This window comes from Pseudomonas sp. BJa5 (genome assembly GCF_030272875.2).
GTDB lineage: Bacteria > Pseudomonadota > Gammaproteobacteria > Pseudomonadales > Pseudomonadaceae > Aquipseudomonas.
Genome location: NZ_JALRNG020000030.1, coordinates 1 through 16732, shown reverse-complemented (window position 1 = coordinate 16732; position 16732 = coordinate 1). Strand labels below are relative to the sequence as shown.

18 protein-coding genes are annotated in these 16732 nt (G+C 62.6%); 10 read left to right on the top strand and 8 right to left on the bottom strand.

The genetic code is table 11. The annotated features are described in order from the left end of the window. Nucleotides 1–135 precede the first annotated feature (135 nt). Complete coding sequence (locus M2D63_RS17285) at nt 136–3210, top strand: trypsin-like serine protease (RefSeq protein ID WP_285864167.1); 3075 nt, start codon at nt 136–138, stop codon at nt 3208–3210. Here M2D63_RS17285 and M2D63_RS17280 read toward each other — a convergent pair. After that, nucleotides 3188–4147 (bottom strand): DMT family transporter, encoded by a 960-nt coding sequence (locus M2D63_RS17280; protein ID WP_285864166.1) that lies wholly within the window; start codon nt 4145–4147, stop codon nt 3188–3190. The two genes, M2D63_RS17285 and M2D63_RS17280, sit on opposite strands and share 23 nt — an antisense overlap. Nucleotides 4148–4249: 102 nt before the next feature. Here M2D63_RS17280 and M2D63_RS17275 point away from each other — a divergent pair, with 102 nt between their 5' ends. From M2D63_RS17275 to M2D63_RS17265, 3 genes are all read left to right on the top strand, one after another. Next, nucleotides 4250–5134 carry a LysR substrate-binding domain-containing protein gene (locus tag M2D63_RS17275; RefSeq protein WP_285864165.1) on the top strand — a complete coding sequence of 295 codons (885 nt, stop codon included), beginning with the start codon at nt 4250–4252 and terminating at the stop codon, nt 5132–5134. Nucleotides 5135–5191: 57 nt separating this feature from the next. Further along, the gene (locus tag M2D63_RS17270) at nt 5192–5434 is read left to right on the top strand and encodes a hypothetical protein (RefSeq protein ID WP_285864164.1); all 243 of its coding nucleotides are present in this window, start codon (nt 5192–5194) and stop codon (nt 5432–5434) included. Between the two features lie 201 nt (nt 5435–5635). Next, on the top strand, nt 5636–6433 hold the full coding sequence (locus tag M2D63_RS17265) for an alpha/beta fold hydrolase (protein WP_285864163.1): 798 nt from the start codon (nt 5636–5638) through the stop codon (nt 6431–6433). 69 nt (nt 6434–6502) lie between these two features. Here M2D63_RS17265 and M2D63_RS17260 read toward each other — a convergent pair whose 3' ends face one another. Beyond that, on the bottom strand, nt 6503–7249 hold the full coding sequence (locus tag M2D63_RS17260) for a hypothetical protein (RefSeq protein ID WP_285864162.1): 747 nt from the start codon (nt 7247–7249) through the stop codon (nt 6503–6505). 446 nt (nt 7250–7695) lie between these two features. On the opposite strand from M2D63_RS17260, the gene M2D63_RS17255 reads away from it, so the two are divergent. Beyond that, entirely contained in the window at nt 7696–8274 is a 579-nt protein-coding gene (locus tag M2D63_RS17255; protein ID WP_285864161.1) for an AAA family ATPase, read from the top strand. Here M2D63_RS17255 and M2D63_RS17250 read toward each other — a convergent pair. Next, the gene (locus M2D63_RS17250) at nt 8221–8679 is read right to left on the bottom strand and encodes a MarR family winged helix-turn-helix transcriptional regulator (protein ID WP_285864160.1); all 459 of its coding nucleotides are present in this window, start codon (nt 8677–8679) and stop codon (nt 8221–8223) included. The genes M2D63_RS17255 and M2D63_RS17250 overlap by 54 nt on opposite strands. A gap of 112 nt (nt 8680–8791) precedes the next feature. Then, complete coding sequence (locus M2D63_RS17245; protein WP_285864159.1) at nt 8792–9232, bottom strand: Ohr family peroxiredoxin; 441 nt, start codon at nt 9230–9232, stop codon at nt 8792–8794. Nucleotides 9233–9531: 299 nt separating this feature from the next. Between M2D63_RS17245 and M2D63_RS17240 the strand changes: the two genes are divergently transcribed. Continuing rightward, complete coding sequence (locus tag M2D63_RS17240; protein ID WP_285864158.1) at nt 9532–9744, top strand: cold-shock protein; 213 nt, start codon at nt 9532–9534, stop codon at nt 9742–9744. Between the two features lie 53 nt (nt 9745–9797). Further along, entirely contained in the window at nt 9798–10022 is a 225-nt protein-coding gene (locus M2D63_RS17235) for a cold-shock protein (protein ID WP_285864157.1), read from the top strand. Nucleotides 10023–10038: 16 nt separating this feature from the next. On the opposite strand, the gene M2D63_RS17230 is transcribed toward M2D63_RS17235, so the two are convergent. Further along, the gene (locus tag M2D63_RS17230) at nt 10039–10542 is read right to left on the bottom strand and encodes a GNAT family N-acetyltransferase (protein WP_285864156.1); all 504 of its coding nucleotides are present in this window, start codon (nt 10540–10542) and stop codon (nt 10039–10041) included. A gap of 154 nt (nt 10543–10696) precedes the next feature. Here M2D63_RS17230 and M2D63_RS17225 point away from each other — a divergent pair, with 154 nt between their 5' ends. Together M2D63_RS17225 and M2D63_RS17220 are read left to right on the top strand one after the other, a co-directional pair. Beyond that, nucleotides 10697–11404 (top strand): isoprenylcysteine carboxylmethyltransferase family protein, encoded by a 708-nt coding sequence (locus M2D63_RS17225; protein WP_285864155.1) that lies wholly within the window; start codon nt 10697–10699, stop codon nt 11402–11404. Nucleotides 11405–11506: 102 nt separating this feature from the next. Then, a complete protein-coding gene (locus M2D63_RS17220) occupies nt 11507–11887 on the top strand; it encodes a DUF1801 domain-containing protein (RefSeq protein ID WP_285864154.1) in 381 nt (126 codons plus the stop codon). On the opposite strand, the gene M2D63_RS17215 is transcribed toward M2D63_RS17220, so the two are convergent. From M2D63_RS17215 to M2D63_RS17205, 3 genes are all read right to left on the bottom strand, one after another. Continuing rightward, nucleotides 11881–14394, bottom strand: coding sequence for a TonB-dependent siderophore receptor (locus M2D63_RS17215; protein WP_285864153.1), 2514 nt, complete (start codon nt 14392–14394; stop codon nt 11881–11883). The two genes, M2D63_RS17220 and M2D63_RS17215, sit on opposite strands and share 7 nt — an antisense overlap. Before the next feature lie 78 nt (nt 14395–14472). Beyond that, nucleotides 14473–15438 (bottom strand): FecR domain-containing protein, encoded by a 966-nt coding sequence (locus M2D63_RS17210; protein ID WP_285864152.1) that lies wholly within the window; start codon nt 15436–15438, stop codon nt 14473–14475. A gap of 5 nt (nt 15439–15443) precedes the next feature. Beyond that, a complete protein-coding gene (locus M2D63_RS17205) occupies nt 15444–15962 on the bottom strand; it encodes a sigma-70 family RNA polymerase sigma factor (protein ID WP_285864151.1) in 519 nt (172 codons plus the stop codon). A 181-nt stretch (nt 15963–16143) separates the two neighbouring features. Here M2D63_RS17205 and M2D63_RS17200 point away from each other — a divergent pair, with 181 nt between their 5' ends. After that, entirely contained in the window at nt 16144–16473 is a 330-nt protein-coding gene (locus M2D63_RS17200; protein ID WP_285864150.1) for a hypothetical protein, read from the top strand. Nucleotides 16474–16732: the final 259 nt, after the last annotated feature.

The window sequence follows — 16732 nt, the reverse complement described above, 5'->3', positions numbered from 1 at the left end:
GACTGACCAGAGTAGGAGTCCATGAAGCGCCCTATAATTACCATGCCTGACCGGTGAAGTCCGGATGCGCGCCCTCCTGCAGTTCGACAGGCTCGCCTGACCTCCAAAGCCGCACCCTGTGCAACGAGGCATGTCATGGCCCGATTCGCGCACCGGCTACTGCTCCTGCTCGCCACGCTCCCCCTCGCCGTGCCTGCCCAGGCGCAAGGCCAGGACAGTGCCGAGACGGCCTACCTGCAGGGGCTGGCGTACCTCAATCGACTGAAACCCGCTGAAGGCGCACGGCAAGTGCCACTGGACGTACCCCGGGGCATCGAACTGTTGACCCAGGCGGCAGCCGACCAGGGTTATCGAAAGCCTGCATCGGACGAGCTGAGGCGGGTCTATGCCAAGGGCATGGGCGGCGTTGCGGCAGATCTCGACAAAGAGGCCTACTGGTGGGAATACGGCACAGGGCTCGATACCACCCGCGCCAAAGCGCAGGCAGGCGACAGCCAGGCCGCCGCGCAACTGGGCCTGGCCTACCTGGACTTCGAGCACATCGACGAACCGACCTTCAAGGACTCACCGATCAGGACCTACCGCAACCGCAAGGCCGAATCCTGGCTGTCCCGCGCGGCCGGGCAAGGTAGCTTGTCCGGGGCGGCGGCTGAGGGCTACGGCTGCCTCTACCTGCAACAGCCGGGCATCGCGCCGGACCCTGCCAAGGCGCGCAAATGGGTAGAAATCGGGCGCGATGTCGCCACACTCAAGCGGCTGTCCGATGCAGGCGATGCCGAGGCCATGGTGAAAACCGGCGACGCCTATTTCGACTCCTGCCTGCGCGACACCTACCGCAACGAAGCCTTCCCCTGGTACCGGCAGGCCGTCGCCCACGGCAACATCACCCGTGCCTGGCGGCTGGTGGATGAGGCCCAGACCCTGGATGATAAACGCCACTGGGCCGAGATCGCCGCCGCGATCAAGTCACCTGACGGCACGCCCGCTGCCGACGTCTATGGCGGCGAGCGCTACTTCGACAACCTGGAGGGCAATGCCGGCCAGGACATCCCCTGGGGATTTCGCCACGCCCCCGGCACACGCTACCTGAGCCTGCAGCCCTTGCAGGTCCATCTCAAGCCGGATGCAGCCTCCCCCATCATCCACGACATCGGCCGCTGGAAACTGGTGTATGCGCGGGCCTCGGCCACGCCCGGGTGGCTCGCCGCCATTGCCAGCAGCCTTCGCGACTACCCCGATACCTTCGGCTACGTCACCCAGATCGACGAAGCGTCCGTGGAGCGCTTTCTCGACCAGAAGGCCGACTACCGGCTCAACCGCCAGGTCGTGCACGGCCTGGTCGGCTACATTCGCCAGGCCGACCTTGCCAGCCTCGACAGCCTGCCACCCTTGCCGCTGCCCCAGCGTGGGCTGGTGCCCGTGCGCTCGGTATGGCAGCGCATTGGCGTGCAGGAAGACCGGCAGTTCATCACCGATTTCAACCAGGCGCCCTATGACGCCCTGGTGCGCATCAAAGTGGAAAGAGGCTCGTGCAGCGGCACCTTCATCCTCGACCCGACCCTGGTGGTCACCGCAGGCCACTGCGCCAGCAGCAAAAATCGCAAGGAAACCGTCCAGGTCATCCTCGAGCGCTCGCCTGCGCAGAAAGAGGTCATCCCCGCGACCTGGATCAAGCACGTCAAGAACGACAGCGAGGACTGGGGCATTCTCAGGCTGCGGCACACACCGCAAACGCCTGTGACGCCCTTGCGCTTTGCCGATGACATGAGCTGGTCGAACGCCAGCCAGCTCAGCGCCGCCGCCATTGGCTACCCCGGGGATCTGTTCAAGCTTTCCGAAAGCCAGCTGGGGTTCATTGCGCCGTCGATCAAACACTGCATCGTCGATATCAGCCGGCATCACTACGCGCCGGCCATGCGCAACATTTCCTTCAACCATTACTGCCATGTCTGGTTCGGTGATTCGGGTGGACCGCTGCTGGTCTGGAACCCGCAGCGAAGCGCGTTCGAAGTACTGGCCGTGCACGCCAATGTCAGCGACGGCTTCCAGAGCAAGCACCGGGCGACCCTGTTCGGCGCCCGGCGCTTCAAGGCGCTGATGTATGAACAGTACAAGGCCGTCGAGGTACCGCTGCTGCACGAAGACCAGCAGCCCTTGAGCCAGGCTGCGTACTTCGATGCCGGCCAACACGCCGACCAGGTCAACCCCGGGGTCTCCACGGTGACCCGGGCCTACCGCGAACGGGTCGAGAGCCTGTTCACCGAGCGCTCCACCCTGGGCATCCAGCTGATCGAAGCCGTGCGCCAGCAGGCCGGCGTGCCGGCGGCCAGCAGCCCGCGACTGGACGATCCCGACAAGCTGGGGTTCTGGCGACGGGGCGCGACGGCCAGCTACGACAGCGTCGACTCGGTCGGCGAAGCCCGGCTGGCCTGCGTCAGCGACTGTGACAAGGCGGTGCTGCGCAGCAACGGCTGGACCTTGAGCCATGGCGAAAAGGTCGACCTCAAGCAACTGGCCAGGCGGGACGACACCATGGTCATTTACGCCCTGAACGCGATCGTGGTGGGCGGCGACCTGTTTCATGTAGGCGACGACCAGGCGGTGGACGGTGTTGCGCGACAGTTCATGAACCTCAAGGAAAGCGGTGCCGGTTTCAATGCGTTCTACCAGAGCCAGTACCGTGAGCCGGCTGCAGCGATACAGGCGGACGACTTTGCCTTGAGCGCCATCGCGCCGACCAGCGAGTTGCACAGCGGCCCCAATTTCGGCGGCGAAACACCCACCACGATCGCCGGTGGACAGGTCATCGGCACGGCTACCCTGGCCGAGCAGCTGGCGACGGCGAAGCCTCCACTGGTGTTGTCCTCCATCGGCGGCAGTACCGGCATACCGGGCGCGATCGACCTGCGCTATTCATCCGCGGGCGGCAGTTTCAGCGACGCCACCCAGCAACGCCTGGGCCAGGACCTGGAGCGCCTGACCCACGGTGACAAGTCCCGCCCGCTGGTTTTCTACTGTCACCACAATCAGTGCTGGATGAGCTACAACAGTGCGTTGCGTGCCATCCAGCTCGGCTACACCCATGTGTTCTGGTACCGCGGTGGCATCAAGTCGTGGATCAGGGCGGGCTATCCGCTGGACTGGTTGCCGCCCGCCGGTCAAGGCACCCAGGCGCAGGCCGGGGCCCTCATGCCGGTGCATCCGTGGTAGTCGCTTGCACGGCGGCCTTGGGCGTGGCCGGCTTCAACCGCGACACCCCGAACAGCACCAGCGCAAGACCTGCGATCTGGTACGCCGAGATCGCCTCGCTGAGCAGCAGCCAGGACGCCAGAATCGTCAGCACCGGGCCCAGGTTGCCCACCGCTGCGGTCTGGGTGGCGCCCATGCGCTGGATCGCCAGGGCCACCCAGTAGATCGGCAGCACCGTGGAAAACAACGCCATCATCAAAGCATTGACCCAGACCGCCACCGGCAACTGCACAAGCTGCGCGGTATCGGCCACCAGCAGGTAATGCCCCAGCACCATGACCGACGACGCCGTGCCCGCCAGCCCGGCCAGGCGCATGGAGCTCATGCGTTTGAGCAGGATGCCGGTGCCCGAGTAGTAGAGCGCGTAGGTCACGGCGCTGGCGAACACCCACAGCGAGCCGACGATCACCTGGTTGCCCACGCCCGAAACGCTGACGTCGTGGACAAAGGCGATACCCAGGCCGAAGTAGCAGATGCCCATGGCTGCCAGGGTGCGCAGCGTGGGCCGTTCACGCAGGGCGATGGCCTGGAAGATCAGCACCAGGGTCGGGTAGATGAACAGGATCAGGCGCTCCAACCCGGCACTGATGTACTGCAGGCCATAGAAGTCGAACAGGCTGGCCAGGTAGTAGCCGAACAGCCCGAGCAGCAGCACCTGAAAACTGCTGGCGAAGGTCAATGGCGCATTGCTGTGCCGACGGCTGGACCACACCAGCCAGATGAACAGGGGCAACGACAGCCCCATGCGCATGGCCAGCAAGGTGATCGCATCCACCGGGCCGGCGGCATAGGACAGCTTGACGAAGATCGCCTTGAAGCTGAAGCCCAGGGCCGCCAGCACTGCGAACAGGCTGCCGTTTTGAATATAACGCTGGATCAAGGCGTGCAAAGGTTTCATGGGGGTACGCAAGCGACTGGTTGAGGCTTTATTCTGAACAGAAAGGCCCCTCGCTAGATATCGCTTTTTAGTGAAGAGGCCATTCTGAAATGGAGAACCCCCATGCACTTCGACCTTCAGGACCTGCGCCTGCTGGACGCCGTCGCCGCCAGTGGCAGCCTGAGCAAGGCTGCGGCGACCTTCCCGGTGGCGGTGTCCGCCGCCAGCACCCGGCTGCGCCTGCTCGAAGAGCGTTGCGGCCTGACCCTGTTCACCCGCAAGCCCGACGGCATGCACCTGACGCCCACCGGCCAATTGGTGCTGGAGGCCGCCCGCCGGGTGCTCGGTGAAGCCCAGCAACTGCAGGACACCTTGAAACAACTGGCCGGGCAACGGCGGATCACCCTGCACCTGGCCGCCTCCACCGTCACCAACAGCACCTTGTTGCCCACGGTGCTGGGGCCGTTTCTGTGCGACTACCCGGAAGTCGACCTGCAACTGGTGGAACACCGCAGCGTGGATATTCTGCGGGTAGTGCGCGCCGGCGAATGCGAGATCGGCGTATATGACGGCAACCTCAGCAACGAGGGCGTGGTGTCCCTGCCCTTTCGCACCGAACGCCTGGTGCTGCTGGTCCCCGTCGACCACCCGTTGGCCGGCGGCGAGCAACTGCGCCTGCGCGATGCGCTGAATCACCCGTTCGTCTGCCTGCCGGCGGAGCGCGCCATGCAGCGCTTTATCGAAGAACTGGCGATGAACCTGGGCATGCAACTGAAGGTGCGCGTGCGTGCGCCCAGCTTCGAGGCCATCGCCCAGCTGGTGGCCCAGCATGCCGGGATCGCCATGCTGCCCGAGACCTCGGCCAGGCGCCTGGAGCAGGAACTGCCGGTGCGCGGCCTGGCGCTGGAGGAACGCTGGGCGACCCTGGAAATGCGCCTGTGCTTTCGCAGCTGGGAGACCTTGAGCCCCCATGGGCGACAGTTGGTGAGTTTTCTGTCGGGACAGTGAGCAGAAGGTCATGACGAACTAGAATCAGACGTGGGCAGCGCACATGGAGCATCGATCATGAAATACGTGGTCTGGATCAGTCAGCATCCTGATTTACCCCAGCCCAGCAACGACACCAAGCAAGATACCTTCGCCAGCCAGCAACAGGCCCAGGACTGCGCCAAGGCCAGGCTGCTGGAGATGCATGCCAAGGGCTTCCTGCACGCGACGGCCGAGGTCAAGCCTTCACCAGAGCTGCCATGCTATGGCCTGGAAAACGGCGCGGTGAAGTTGCTGGCCGGCCAGGAGACCCATGGCTGAGTGCGCAGCTGCTTGATCTGCAACTCGCGGAATTTCTGTCGGCACCGTAGGAGCGGGCTTGCCCCGCGATTGCGGTGTACCAGACGAACCGCAATCGCGGGGCAAGCCCGCTCCTACCGTTTGATAGGTGGTGATCGCGGTGCTCGCGACCGCTACACTGCGCTTGCTGTCCGCTAGCTGAACTGTCTGACGAGGCCTTGCATGACACTGAACACCAACACCGAAACTCTATGGATCGATACCCCGCACGGACAGCTGTTCGCGTGTCGCTGGTTCCCGGCAAGTGGTAGCGGCGACCGGCCCAGGCCACCTATCGTGCTGTTTCACGACTCCCTGGGCTGCGTCGCGCTGTGGCGGGACTTCCCCCAGCTGCTGTGCCAGGCCACCGGGCGCGAAGTCATTGCCTATGACCGGCTGGGCTTCGGCCGCTCTTCGGCGTACCCCGGGCAATTGCCGCAGCACTTTATCCGCGACGAGGCCGAGCGCTTCTTTACCTACCTGCTGGAGGCACTGCAGCTCGAACGCTTTGTCGCCCTGGGCCATAGCGTCGGTGGCGCTATGGCCGCAACCTGTGCCTTCGTGCATCAGCAGCGCTGCGCAGCACTGATCACGGTCTCGGCGCAGGCCTTCGTCGAGGACCGGACACTGCAAGGTATCCGCACGGCCAAGGCGCAGTTCGAACAACCGGGACAGATGGCCCGTCTTGAGAAGTACCATGGCGACAAGGCATCGTGGGTGCTGGCGGCCTGGACCGAGACCTGGCTTTCACCGACGTTCGGGGAGTGGACAATCGAGAGCGGGATCGATGCGGTGCATTGCCCGTTGCTGGCCATCCATGGCGAGCATGATGAGTACGGTTCAACCCTGCATCCACGTCGAATCGCCAAACTGTCAGCGACCGGCAGCGAATGCCTGATTATCGACGGCTGCCACCATGTACCTCATCGAGAAGCGCCAGAGGCGATGCTGGAAGCGGTCACCCGGTTTCTTGCTGACTGACACTGAACCATCACCCTGCCGTCGCCATGTATGACTGCGCGTGGCGGCGCAGGCCGGTTCAACCGTGAACTAGAATACCAGCCCAAGTTTCAGGCCATACTCGTCGCGGTTCTGCTTGTCGAAGTCGGTCAGTGCAAACTGCCCATCCAGGTCATACTTGAAACGGTTGTAATAAAGAGTGGCAATCACCGGGAATGCACCGTTCGGGTTGAACAGAAAGTGTAGTTCGACATAAGGATTACTGGTGTCTTTCAAGTCCAGTTCCTCGCTGCTGACATTCTGGATCTTCAACTCCGAATCGCCACTCAACGTCCTTCTGATTCCCGCCTCAAGGCGCAGGGTAACGGCGTCGAACTGATGATTGTAGCCGGCGGCCGCTTTCACAAAAGGTGTACGACTGGTGAGATCGACATCGAACTTGTTGAAGTCCGGATAAAAACGGTTCCATTTATAGCCAGCGCCTATCATGGCATCCAGGAAGTTGCTGGAATCCAGTGCAACTCTCCAGCCCAGGTCAAGATCGGCCTGAGCGTCCCTGATTTCTTCGCCCTGACTTTTTGCGTACTGCCCGGTGATCTCTGCATGATAGATCAGCCCCGCCTGCGCACTCATTTTGTTGCCAAAATTCAGAAATATCCCCCCTTCTGGTATATGGTCGGTATCCGTGCTCCTGCGCCCCTTGAATTCAAGTTCGCTATAACTGCCAATCAACCCGACGGCAAATGCAGGGTCCGTGGGTGGTGCCGAATTGGCATAAGTGGAAGAGCTGGCGGCGATAAGCGTGGTGACGATAGTAGCAAGATCAGTCCTTTTCATAAGAACTCCACAAGCACACGCAAGGTCCGTTGCGGACCCGACATTTACAAACATAGCCGCCTTTTTTTTGACTGCTAGAGCATGTGCGGGGAGCAAATAGTCAGAAAGGTGGCATTTGGCCTTTACCCCCCTCAAAGGCGTGTAGCGACACTAACGAGTAAAGGAAAAAAACCAGACTAATCAGCGCTGTTTTGTACAAAAGAAGCGGATGCGATGGGCATGAGTATTTTTTAACATGCCGATGAACGGTCGTTGCTATGCCACTGAATATCACGCCTGAGACAAAAACCGCTTAATAGTCTTTCAAGACTGTTATTGATTAAACGATGACGCCAATAAAATAGCTCCGAAGAGCACAATCCATATTTCAATCCTATCAATATTGGATCCAAATAAATACTGCGTTAACATCGCAGACGTTCCATTCCAGCTACCAGGCAGTCTTCATGCAACGCATCGTCATATTGGGAAATTCCGGCAGCGGCAAATCCACCCTTGCGCGCCTTCTGGGCGAACGCCTGGGCCTATCCGTCGTGCATCTGGATGCACTGTTCTGGCAGCCCGGTTGGGTCGAGCCCGACAATGAACTGTTTCGCGCCCGCGTCAGGGAAGCGGTGTCAGCGCACAGCTGGGTCTGCGAAGGCAACTATGCCCGGCGGACCTTCGATCTGCGCCTGCCGCGCGCCGACCTGGTCATCTGGCTCGATACCGGGCGACTGACCTGCCTGACCCGGGTGATTGTGCGCAACCTGGTGAACCGGCCCCGTCCGGACCTGCCCGCCGATTGCCCGGAGAAGCTGGACCGGGAGTTCCTGACGTTCCTCAGCTATGTGTGGAACTTCGACCGCACCAGTCGCCCGTCGCTTGAAGCCGCGCGGCTGGCCATCGCACCGCAGGTTCCGGTCGTCCATCTGCGCACAGCCCGGCAGGTTGCCGCATTCCTTCAGGCACTGCCTGGCCCTGTCGACACCTCACTCAGTGTCCTTGAGCGTTCGGATAAGGTTGTTGCGAAGGCGCACGACTGACTGCTGCAAGGCCACGAACTCATCTGCCTCCAGGCCCGTCTGCGGAAAACTGTTTTCCGGCAGTTCCTTGCGCAGCGCGCGCCCTTGTGCGGTCAGTTTGATGCGCACCTGGCGCTCGTCGGCGGGATCACGCTGACGCTGCAGGTAGCCCATCGCCTCGAGCTTCTTGAGGATGGGCGTGAGGGTGTTCGATTCGAGGAAGAGTTTCTCACCGAGGCTGCCGACGGTCTGGCTGTCCTGCTCCCAGAGCGCAACGATGGTGATGAACTGGGTGTAGGTCAGGCCGAGCTGTTCCAGCATCGGTTTGTAGGCCTTGCCGAAGGCCAGGTTGGCCGAATACACGGCAAAGCACAGAAAATCGCCGAGGTTGAGATTGGCAGGAGCTGCTTTCTCGACAGGTTTCATAGTGATCCTCACAGGTAGATATCGCCGTCCAGGCCCCTACCTTATATCGCATGCGATCCCATCGGAAGCCCCCTGCCCTGGAGGCCCCCGTCACAGAGGATCGCCCGCGTGGTTACTCGGTGATCACATCCAGGACCACATCGATGTTGCCGCGGGTAGCCTTGGAGTATGGGCAGACCTGGTCGGCGGCATGCACCAGGGCGGTTGCCACTTCACGATCAATACCGGGCAAACGGGTAGTCAGCCGGGCCTGGAGGAAATAGTCCTTGCCAGTCTGGCCAAGATCGACCTCGATCTGCACCGCCAGGCCTTCCGGCAGGGCCACCTTCATTTCCTTGGCCACCAGCTCGACCGCGGCGATGTAGCAGGCAGACCAGGCACCGGAGAACAGTTGCTCGGCGGTCGGGTGCGGGGCGGTGCCTTTGAATTCGAGCGTAGGCTTGCTCGCCCCTGGCGACGAGAGCGTGATATCCAGGCCGCGGGCGGTGCTGCCAGCGCTGCTCAGGGTGGTGTGGGTCTTGCCGGTAACCAGGACTTTTTCGATCTTGCTCATGATGGATTCCTCAGATTTTATGCGATTTAATCGCATGCGATATATTTACTGGAAAACTGCCGCGTACTGACCTGGCTTGGGTAATGCAGGAAAGGCCGACTTTTATCGCTAGCGATTAGATCGCATGCGATGGATTAATAATCCTGCAACACCCGATTTGCGTCAACAGCCACGGCTCGACATGCCGACGGGCGGTCGACCCACCTGATAATTCTGCCAGTTGTGCACGGGTGCGCACCGGGCCTACTTTCCTGCTATCAGCAGATTCCGGCTGATACCAGGCATAGAGGACAGGCACCATGAGCAATAGAAAAAATGGAACCGTGAAATGGTTCAACGACGACAAGGGCTTCGGGTTTATCACCACGGAAGATGGCCCTGATCTGTTCGTACATTTCCGGGCAATTGAAGGCGACGGTTTCAAGTCCCTGAAGGAAGGTCAGAAGGTCACTTTCGAAGCTGTGCAAGGCCAGAAAGGCCTGCAGGCTGACAAAGTACAGGTGGTGGGCTAACCCTTCAGAGGCTCCGTCACTGCGGCCCATCAATGGTCAAAGGAGGAACGCCCGTGTCCAGAAAAACTCATCGAAAAGGCGCTCTGAGCAAGCATGGAACGGGCGTTGTAGCGTCCGCGTTCACTGACCGCGACATTTTCTTCCAGAGCCTCCCCGCTTCTGCCGGCGGCCTGGTGCTGCGCCCCGGCCAGCGTGTCGAGTATGACCTGGTGGAGGGGCCGCAAGGCCAGTGGTACGCGGTCAATATTGAAGTCATCGATGACCCTGCGCTGAACTAGCCCCTCCCCGCCCTGTTCAATGCAGCGCCCGCGTCACCAGGAAGCTCAGCAGCTCAGGCTCGTCGTCCAGTTCGATCGCCCTCACCGGCCGTGGCAGGTTGTCCAGCACCGAGCGCCAGAAGGCCTGGGCGGTTTCGTCCTGGTTGTAGAAACGCACCAGCCAGTCGTTCGCACCGCTGGACAGTACCTGGGTGGCCAGGGCACGGCCGATGCCCTTGCGCCGGTAGCGCTTGAGGATGAACAGGTCGGCCAGCTCCAGTGCGTCGAGCCCCGGCAGCTCGCTGCGCTCGACCAGCAGGAAGCCGGCAATGTAGCCGTCGACGAGGATCAGGTTGGCGCTCCACTGGGGCTCCTGCCAGTAGCGCTGCAGGTGTTCTTCGTGGATGTAGAAACGGCCATCCACCTCCACATCCTCCTGCTCCCAGTCCGAGGACTCGTAGGCATAGAACTGGTACAGGTTGCGGATCAGTTCGGCCTGCTCGGGGCCGGTTTGCAGCAGTTCGACGGTCAGGTCGCTCATGGCTGCACCTCCCGTGCGCAGGGGTGTGACAAGCAGAAATCGGGGATCGAAAGCATGGGGGTCTCGGTCAAAAACAATAGCGCGAATCTGGCGGGCGCTATTGTTTACAAAACCCGTGGCCAATGCCAATAACTCGTGCGGTAGAGGTGCACCCATGGCAACCAAAGAGCCAGCGCGAGACCCCGAGCCGATGTCGAGCCGCGCCGTGATCGCCTACGCAATCGGCTTGCCCGTTGCGTTGGTGGTGTTGATATTCCTGCCCGCCGGCAGCCTGAGCTGGCGACCCGGCTGGGTGTTTCTTGCCGTGTTGCTGGCAGGTTTCGGCTTGTCGGCACTGGTGCTGGCGCGGGTGAATCCGGTGATCTACCGTGCGCGTAGCCGTATCCAGGCCGGCACCCAGTCATGGGACAAGACGCTGCTGGCACTCATGCTGCCAGCCATGACCGCGATCTTGCCCGTGGCGGCGCTGGATGCCGGGCGCTGGCAGGCGACGCTACCGACCTGGGCGGGGGTGCTCGGCTATGGCGGGGTACTGGCGGGTATTGCACTGGCGGCCTGGGCGCAGGCGGTCAATCCGTTTTTCGAGCCGGGGGTGCGCATTCAGTCGGAGCGACATCAACGGGTAATCGACAGCGGACCCTACCGCTATGTGCGCCATCCCGGGTACATCGCCGCACTCTGGCTGTTTTTTGGCATGGGCCTGGCCCTGGGCTCGTTCTGGGCGCTGGCGCCCGCCGCACTGGCCGCGGTGCTGCTGGTCGTGCGTACCGTCTGGGAAGACCGGCTGTTGCAGGCCGAGCTGCCCGGTTACGCCGAGTATGCCCGGCGGGTACGCTGGAAGCTGGTTCCCGGGGTCTGGTAACTGCCGCAAGTAGGAGCGGGCTTGCCCCGCGATACGATGTAACCTGCAGACCGTGATCGCGGGACAAGCCCGCTCCTACACATTCAACCGAGGACTCCCGCCATGGACAAGGAACCCGACGCCACCGCCCTGATCGACACGCGCATCCGCGAACTGGACGACTGGCGCGGCGCAACCCTGGCCCGGGTCCGCGCGCTCATTCACCAGGTCGACCCACAGGTGGTCGAACAATGGAAATGGCGCGGCGTCCCGGTCTGGGCCCACGGGGGCATCCTCTGCACCGGCGAGACCTACAAGAGCACGGTCAAACTGACCTTCGCCAAAGGCGCCGCACTACCGGACCCCACCGGCCTGTTCAACGCCAGCCTGGAAGGCAACACGCGCCGGGCCATTGACCTTCATGAAGGCCACGATCTCGATGAGCACGCCTTCATGGCGCTGGTCACTGCTGCCGTGGCGCTCAACACCTCCCGGGCTCAGTAGGTGCCGCGCAGCGTCAGCATGAAGTTGCGCGGGTCGCCGTAGTAGTTGCCATAGGTCGAGGTGCCGACGGTCTGGTAGTACTTCTTGTCGAACAGGTTGTTGCCGTTGAGGCTCAGGTCCCAGTGCTCGTCCAGCTGGTAATCCACCAGCGCGTTCCAGATGGCGTAGCCGCCCTGGCCAAAGTCGAACGGCACATTGCTCTGGGCCACGCTGCCATCGGCATTGAAGCGGGTGGTGGTACCCGACACATAAGTGGCGCTCTGCACCTGCACGCCACCACCGACCTTGAAGTCGTGCAGCACGCCCGGCAGGCGGTAGGTGGTGTAGAGCTTGAACAGGTGCTTGGGCATGACCGTGCTCAGCGGTGAGTCGGCACTGCGGTTGCGATTGAGGTTGAAGGTGTAGCCACCGATCAGGGTCCAGTCCGGCAGCAGTTCGCCCGAGGCTTCGATGTCCACGCCCTTGCTCACCACCTTGCCGTTGCTCAGGTAGCAGCAGCTACCGGAGAACAGGCTGCTGGTGCCGGCATAGGCCGGGTCGATCACCGCTTCGTTTTCGCGGGTGGTGTAGTACAGGGCGATGCTGGTATTGAGCGTGCCCTCGAACAGTTCACCTTTGAGCCCCGTCTCGTAGGTCTTGCCGGTCATGGGTTCGATCGGGCTGCCTGGCTGCGGGCCTGACAGCTTGTTGGCCTGGGGCTTGTAGATTTCCGAGTAGCTGGCGTAGGCCGACCACTCCTCGCTCAGGTCGTAGACCAGGCCACCGAAGGGCGTGACCTTGGTACCGATGCGCTGGTCGACATCGGAGACCGTGTTCCACTGGGTGCCACTGCGGGTCTGGTAAGTCTGGTTGAAGTGGTAGCGCTGCGCCCGCGCGCCGAGGATCAGGTGCATGGGCTCGGCCAGTTGCAGGCGCAGGCTCGAATAGACGCCGTACTGACGCTGCGCGTTGGGGTTGTAGTCGCGGCTGTAGTCGGTATGGTTGGCCGGCTCTTCCCAGGGCGTGGAGCCCGGGTCGAAGACGTTCACCGGGCCGCCGAAGCCCGGGTGCGGTGCAGTCCCCAGCCAGCGGCTGTCGATCCGTTGGTAGTCGGCCCCCACCACCAACTGGTGATCGAGATCGAAGGCCTGGAAATCGCCAGCCAGGTTGACGTCGTACAGGTGCTGTTCGTTTTCCTGACGGCTCTGGGTGCCGTACCAGGTCACGCCGGTGCCGGTGGTGGGGTTGACCGCATTGAGGGTGCTGGCGGTCTTGAACCAGGACACGTCCCAGATGTTGGTGTACGACAGGTTCAACTTCCAGTCGTCATTGAAGCGGTGGTCGTACTTGCCGAAGTACTCCCGCGCCGTGGTGTCGGCAAAGGCCCAGCTCTGGGTCAGGCCGGTGTGCCGCGGCAAGCCCAGGTCGGCGCCGTTGCTGTAGCGTGGCACCGAGCTCTGTGTACCGTTTTCATGGGACTTGTTGTAGCGCACACCGAAGGTGAGCATGTCGTTGTCGGTCACGTCCGCTTCCATCACCCCGTACACCAGCGGCTTTTCGGTGCTGCGCTTGTCGACGAAGTACTGGCGGTCGGTGTTGGCCACCACCAGGCGCCCGCGCAGGCGGCCGTCCCAGCCCATGGGGCCGGTGATGTCCAGTTCCTGGCGATAGTTGTCCCAGCTGCCGGCGCTCAGGCTCAGCTTCAACTGGTTGTCGGCCATTGGCCGTTTGCGCACCAGGTTGATGATGCCACCCGGATCGCCCGAGCCACCGAACAAGGCGCCGGCGCCGCGCAACACTTCAACGTGGTCGAACTCGGCGAGGTCAAAGATGTTCGACGAATAGAACGAGCCCATGGCCGTGCCCAGTGCTTGCGGCGCGGCGCCATCGATCTGCAGGTTCTGGATGGAGAAGCCGCGGGAGATGAAGTCCTGGATGCGGAAGGTGGTGCTCTGGGTAATGACGCCCGGGGCCGCCTTCATCGCCTCGTTGATGTCGGTCATCTGCTGGTCTTCGATCAGCTGGCGGGTAATCACCGATACCGACTGCGGCGTTTCCCGCACGCTGGTGGGCGACTTGGAGCCGACACTGACCAGGCCCGGGGCATAGCTGCCGGTATTCTCGGTGCTCTCACCCATGCCTTGGCCGGCGACGGTGGTCACCCCCAGCTCGAGGGTTTGCCCGGCCTGCGGATCGACTACCGGCAGCAGCACATAGCCGTTGTCACTGCGGCTGATGCGGTAGCCACTGCCAGCGAGCAAGGTGGCAAAACCCTCCTCTACCGAGTAGCTGCCCGCCAGGCCCTGGCTGGTGCGCCCCGCCAGGTCGTCCGCGCGCAACACCAGGGCAACGCCGGCTTGCTGGGCGAAGCGGTTGAGCGCGCTGCTGAGCGATCCTTCGGGGATGTCATAGCGCTGCTGGGACTGGGCCAGCACCTGCTGGGGCAAGGCCACGGCCACACCGACGCAAGCCAGATGAATGCAGAGGGCGATGGGGCTCAGGGTCGGTGGGGCAGCAAATCGACGCATGGTGAAACGGCTCCTGTTTTATCGTGTTGGCCTCTTGCTTGACGGGCCACGCTGACAATGCGGAACCGATGGGAATGATTATTTTTCAGTAGGCACACGCTCGATGCGCGTCCACAGCGGGGTGTACTGCTGCAAACGAATCGGCAAGGCCTGGGCCAGCAGTTGCAAGGCGCGCTCGGTGTCGTCCAGCGGCAGCACGGCGGAGACCTTGAGGTCGGCCAGGGCAGCAGCATCGAACTGCAAATGGCCGCGTCGTTGCCGTCCCAGCGCCTCCAGCACCTGAGGCAACGTCCATTGCTCGACCACCAGTTGATGACGCAGCCAGGCCTGCTCGACGCTCGCCGGATCGATCGCGGGCAACCGGCCCACGCCATCACGGCGAACCCAGGCACGCCCGCCACGCTGGACTTCCAGGGACTGGCTACGGTCGGCACTTTGCGCCGCGACGCTGGACTGCAACATGCTCAGCTCGCTCTGCCCCTCGGCACGACTGACTACAAAGCGCGTGCCCAGGGCCGTAAAACTGCCTTCGACGGTCGCCACCACAAAGGGCCGCGTGCTGTCATGGGCAACGTCCACCAGCACCTGGCCGCGCTGCAGTTCGATGCGCCGCTGGCCTGCATCGAAGTGCAGGTCGATGGCGCTGTTGCCGTACAAGGTGAGGCGCGAACCGTCTGCCAGGGTGTGGGTCTGCCACTGGCCCGGCGCGGTGTGCAGGTCGGCCAGCAGGTCGTCGACGCGGTAGCCGCCCAGGCTCAGGAACACACCCAGGTTGGCCAGCAACACGCCGATGCCGAGCAGATGCCCGGCCTTGACTCGGCGCCTGGCCGGCAGAGCCAGCGCAGCGCGAGCCGGCCCGCGTTGTGTGCGCAATTCGTGCAGTTGGGCGACCACTCGGCTGATGCGCTCGAAGGTGGCCTGGTGACGCTGGTCACGTCGGCACCACTGCTCGAAGGTCGCCCGCTCCTGCGCACTCAACTCGCCCTCGCTCAGGCGCAAGACCCACTCGGCGGCCTCGGCCTCGATGCCGTCTTCGTGGCGCATCGTGCTCAAACGTCGAGGGTCTGGTTACAGTGCATCAGTGCCTGCAGCAGGTACTTGCGCACCATGCGCTCGGAGACCTCCAGGCGCCGGGCGATCTGGGCCTGGCTCTGCTCGTCCAGGTAGTAATCGACAAAGGCCTGGCGCACCTTGTCGCTGAGGCCTTCGAGGACGAAGGCGATCTGCTCCAGGGCTTCGAGGGTGGTGAGGATCTGTTCGGGCGATTGATGCCCTTCCAGGGCATCGACGGTCAGCGCCAGTTCCCGCAGGTAGGCGTCTTCGATGTGCTGGCGGCGGGCCTTGTCGATGATCAGCCGGCGGGCGGTGGTACTGAGAAAGGCCCGTGGCTCGCGAATGCCCAGCAGCGAATCGCGCGAACCGAGAATCCGCAGGAAGGTGTCCTGGGCCGTGTCGGCCGCATTCTGCGGGCAGCGCAGCTTGCGCCGCAACCAGCTGAACAGCCAGCCATGGTGCTCGCTGTACAGCTGTTGAAGCGCACGCTGGAAGGTCGGCTCGACGGCGGACATGAACACACCCGGATTATGTAAGTGAGAATTATTCCGAATAATATCCAGTCATCACTTCACTGCGCAACCACTGCCGCCGCGCCGCGGGCCGTGGCCTTTCGCAAAAAAGGCAAACTGCTGGCCCCCGGCCCTTCCCTTCCTAGGCAAACTCGCTTTCCTTTCAACAGCTTAGGTTGACACTATGCGGGCTTATGGACTGACCCTTGCAACGCTTTTTCTTGCCACGTTCTCCCTGGCGGCACAGGCCAGGACCTTGGCTGAGAATGATCGTTATATGTGTAGTTGGGGGTCGGACATCGCCGCTGGCGCGCAGCAATCGAAGCTCTCGGGTACGACCCTGTACTCGGCGCGGCAGAAACTCCAGGTGCGCAAGTTTCCCAAGCCGTGGATGCGCATGACGGCCATGGGCATCACCGAGCAGACCTACAACAGTCAGTCACGCCTCAAGCCCGCGGCCATCAAGCAGACCTACTATGAGCAGTGTGTCCAGCATGCGGTGGCGCGTCGCTGATTTTTTCAATCTAGCTCCGCAGTGCCAGGGCTTTGGTCTGGCGTCTTGCGAGCTGATCCGTTTGTGATGGTGGCGCCGACTCACCTTTCCGCCCTTACGGCGGGCTATTTTGTCGTGGCAAAGTAGCCAAACCGTGCGTCCCTGCATCCGGCCTTTGCTCCTGCTTCTGAACGCGCGATATCCCAGGCGCCACCGATCGTCCCTTCAGGAGGCCGAGTGGAACCCTTGCGTAGTGGGGCGACGGCCATGGATGGCCGGC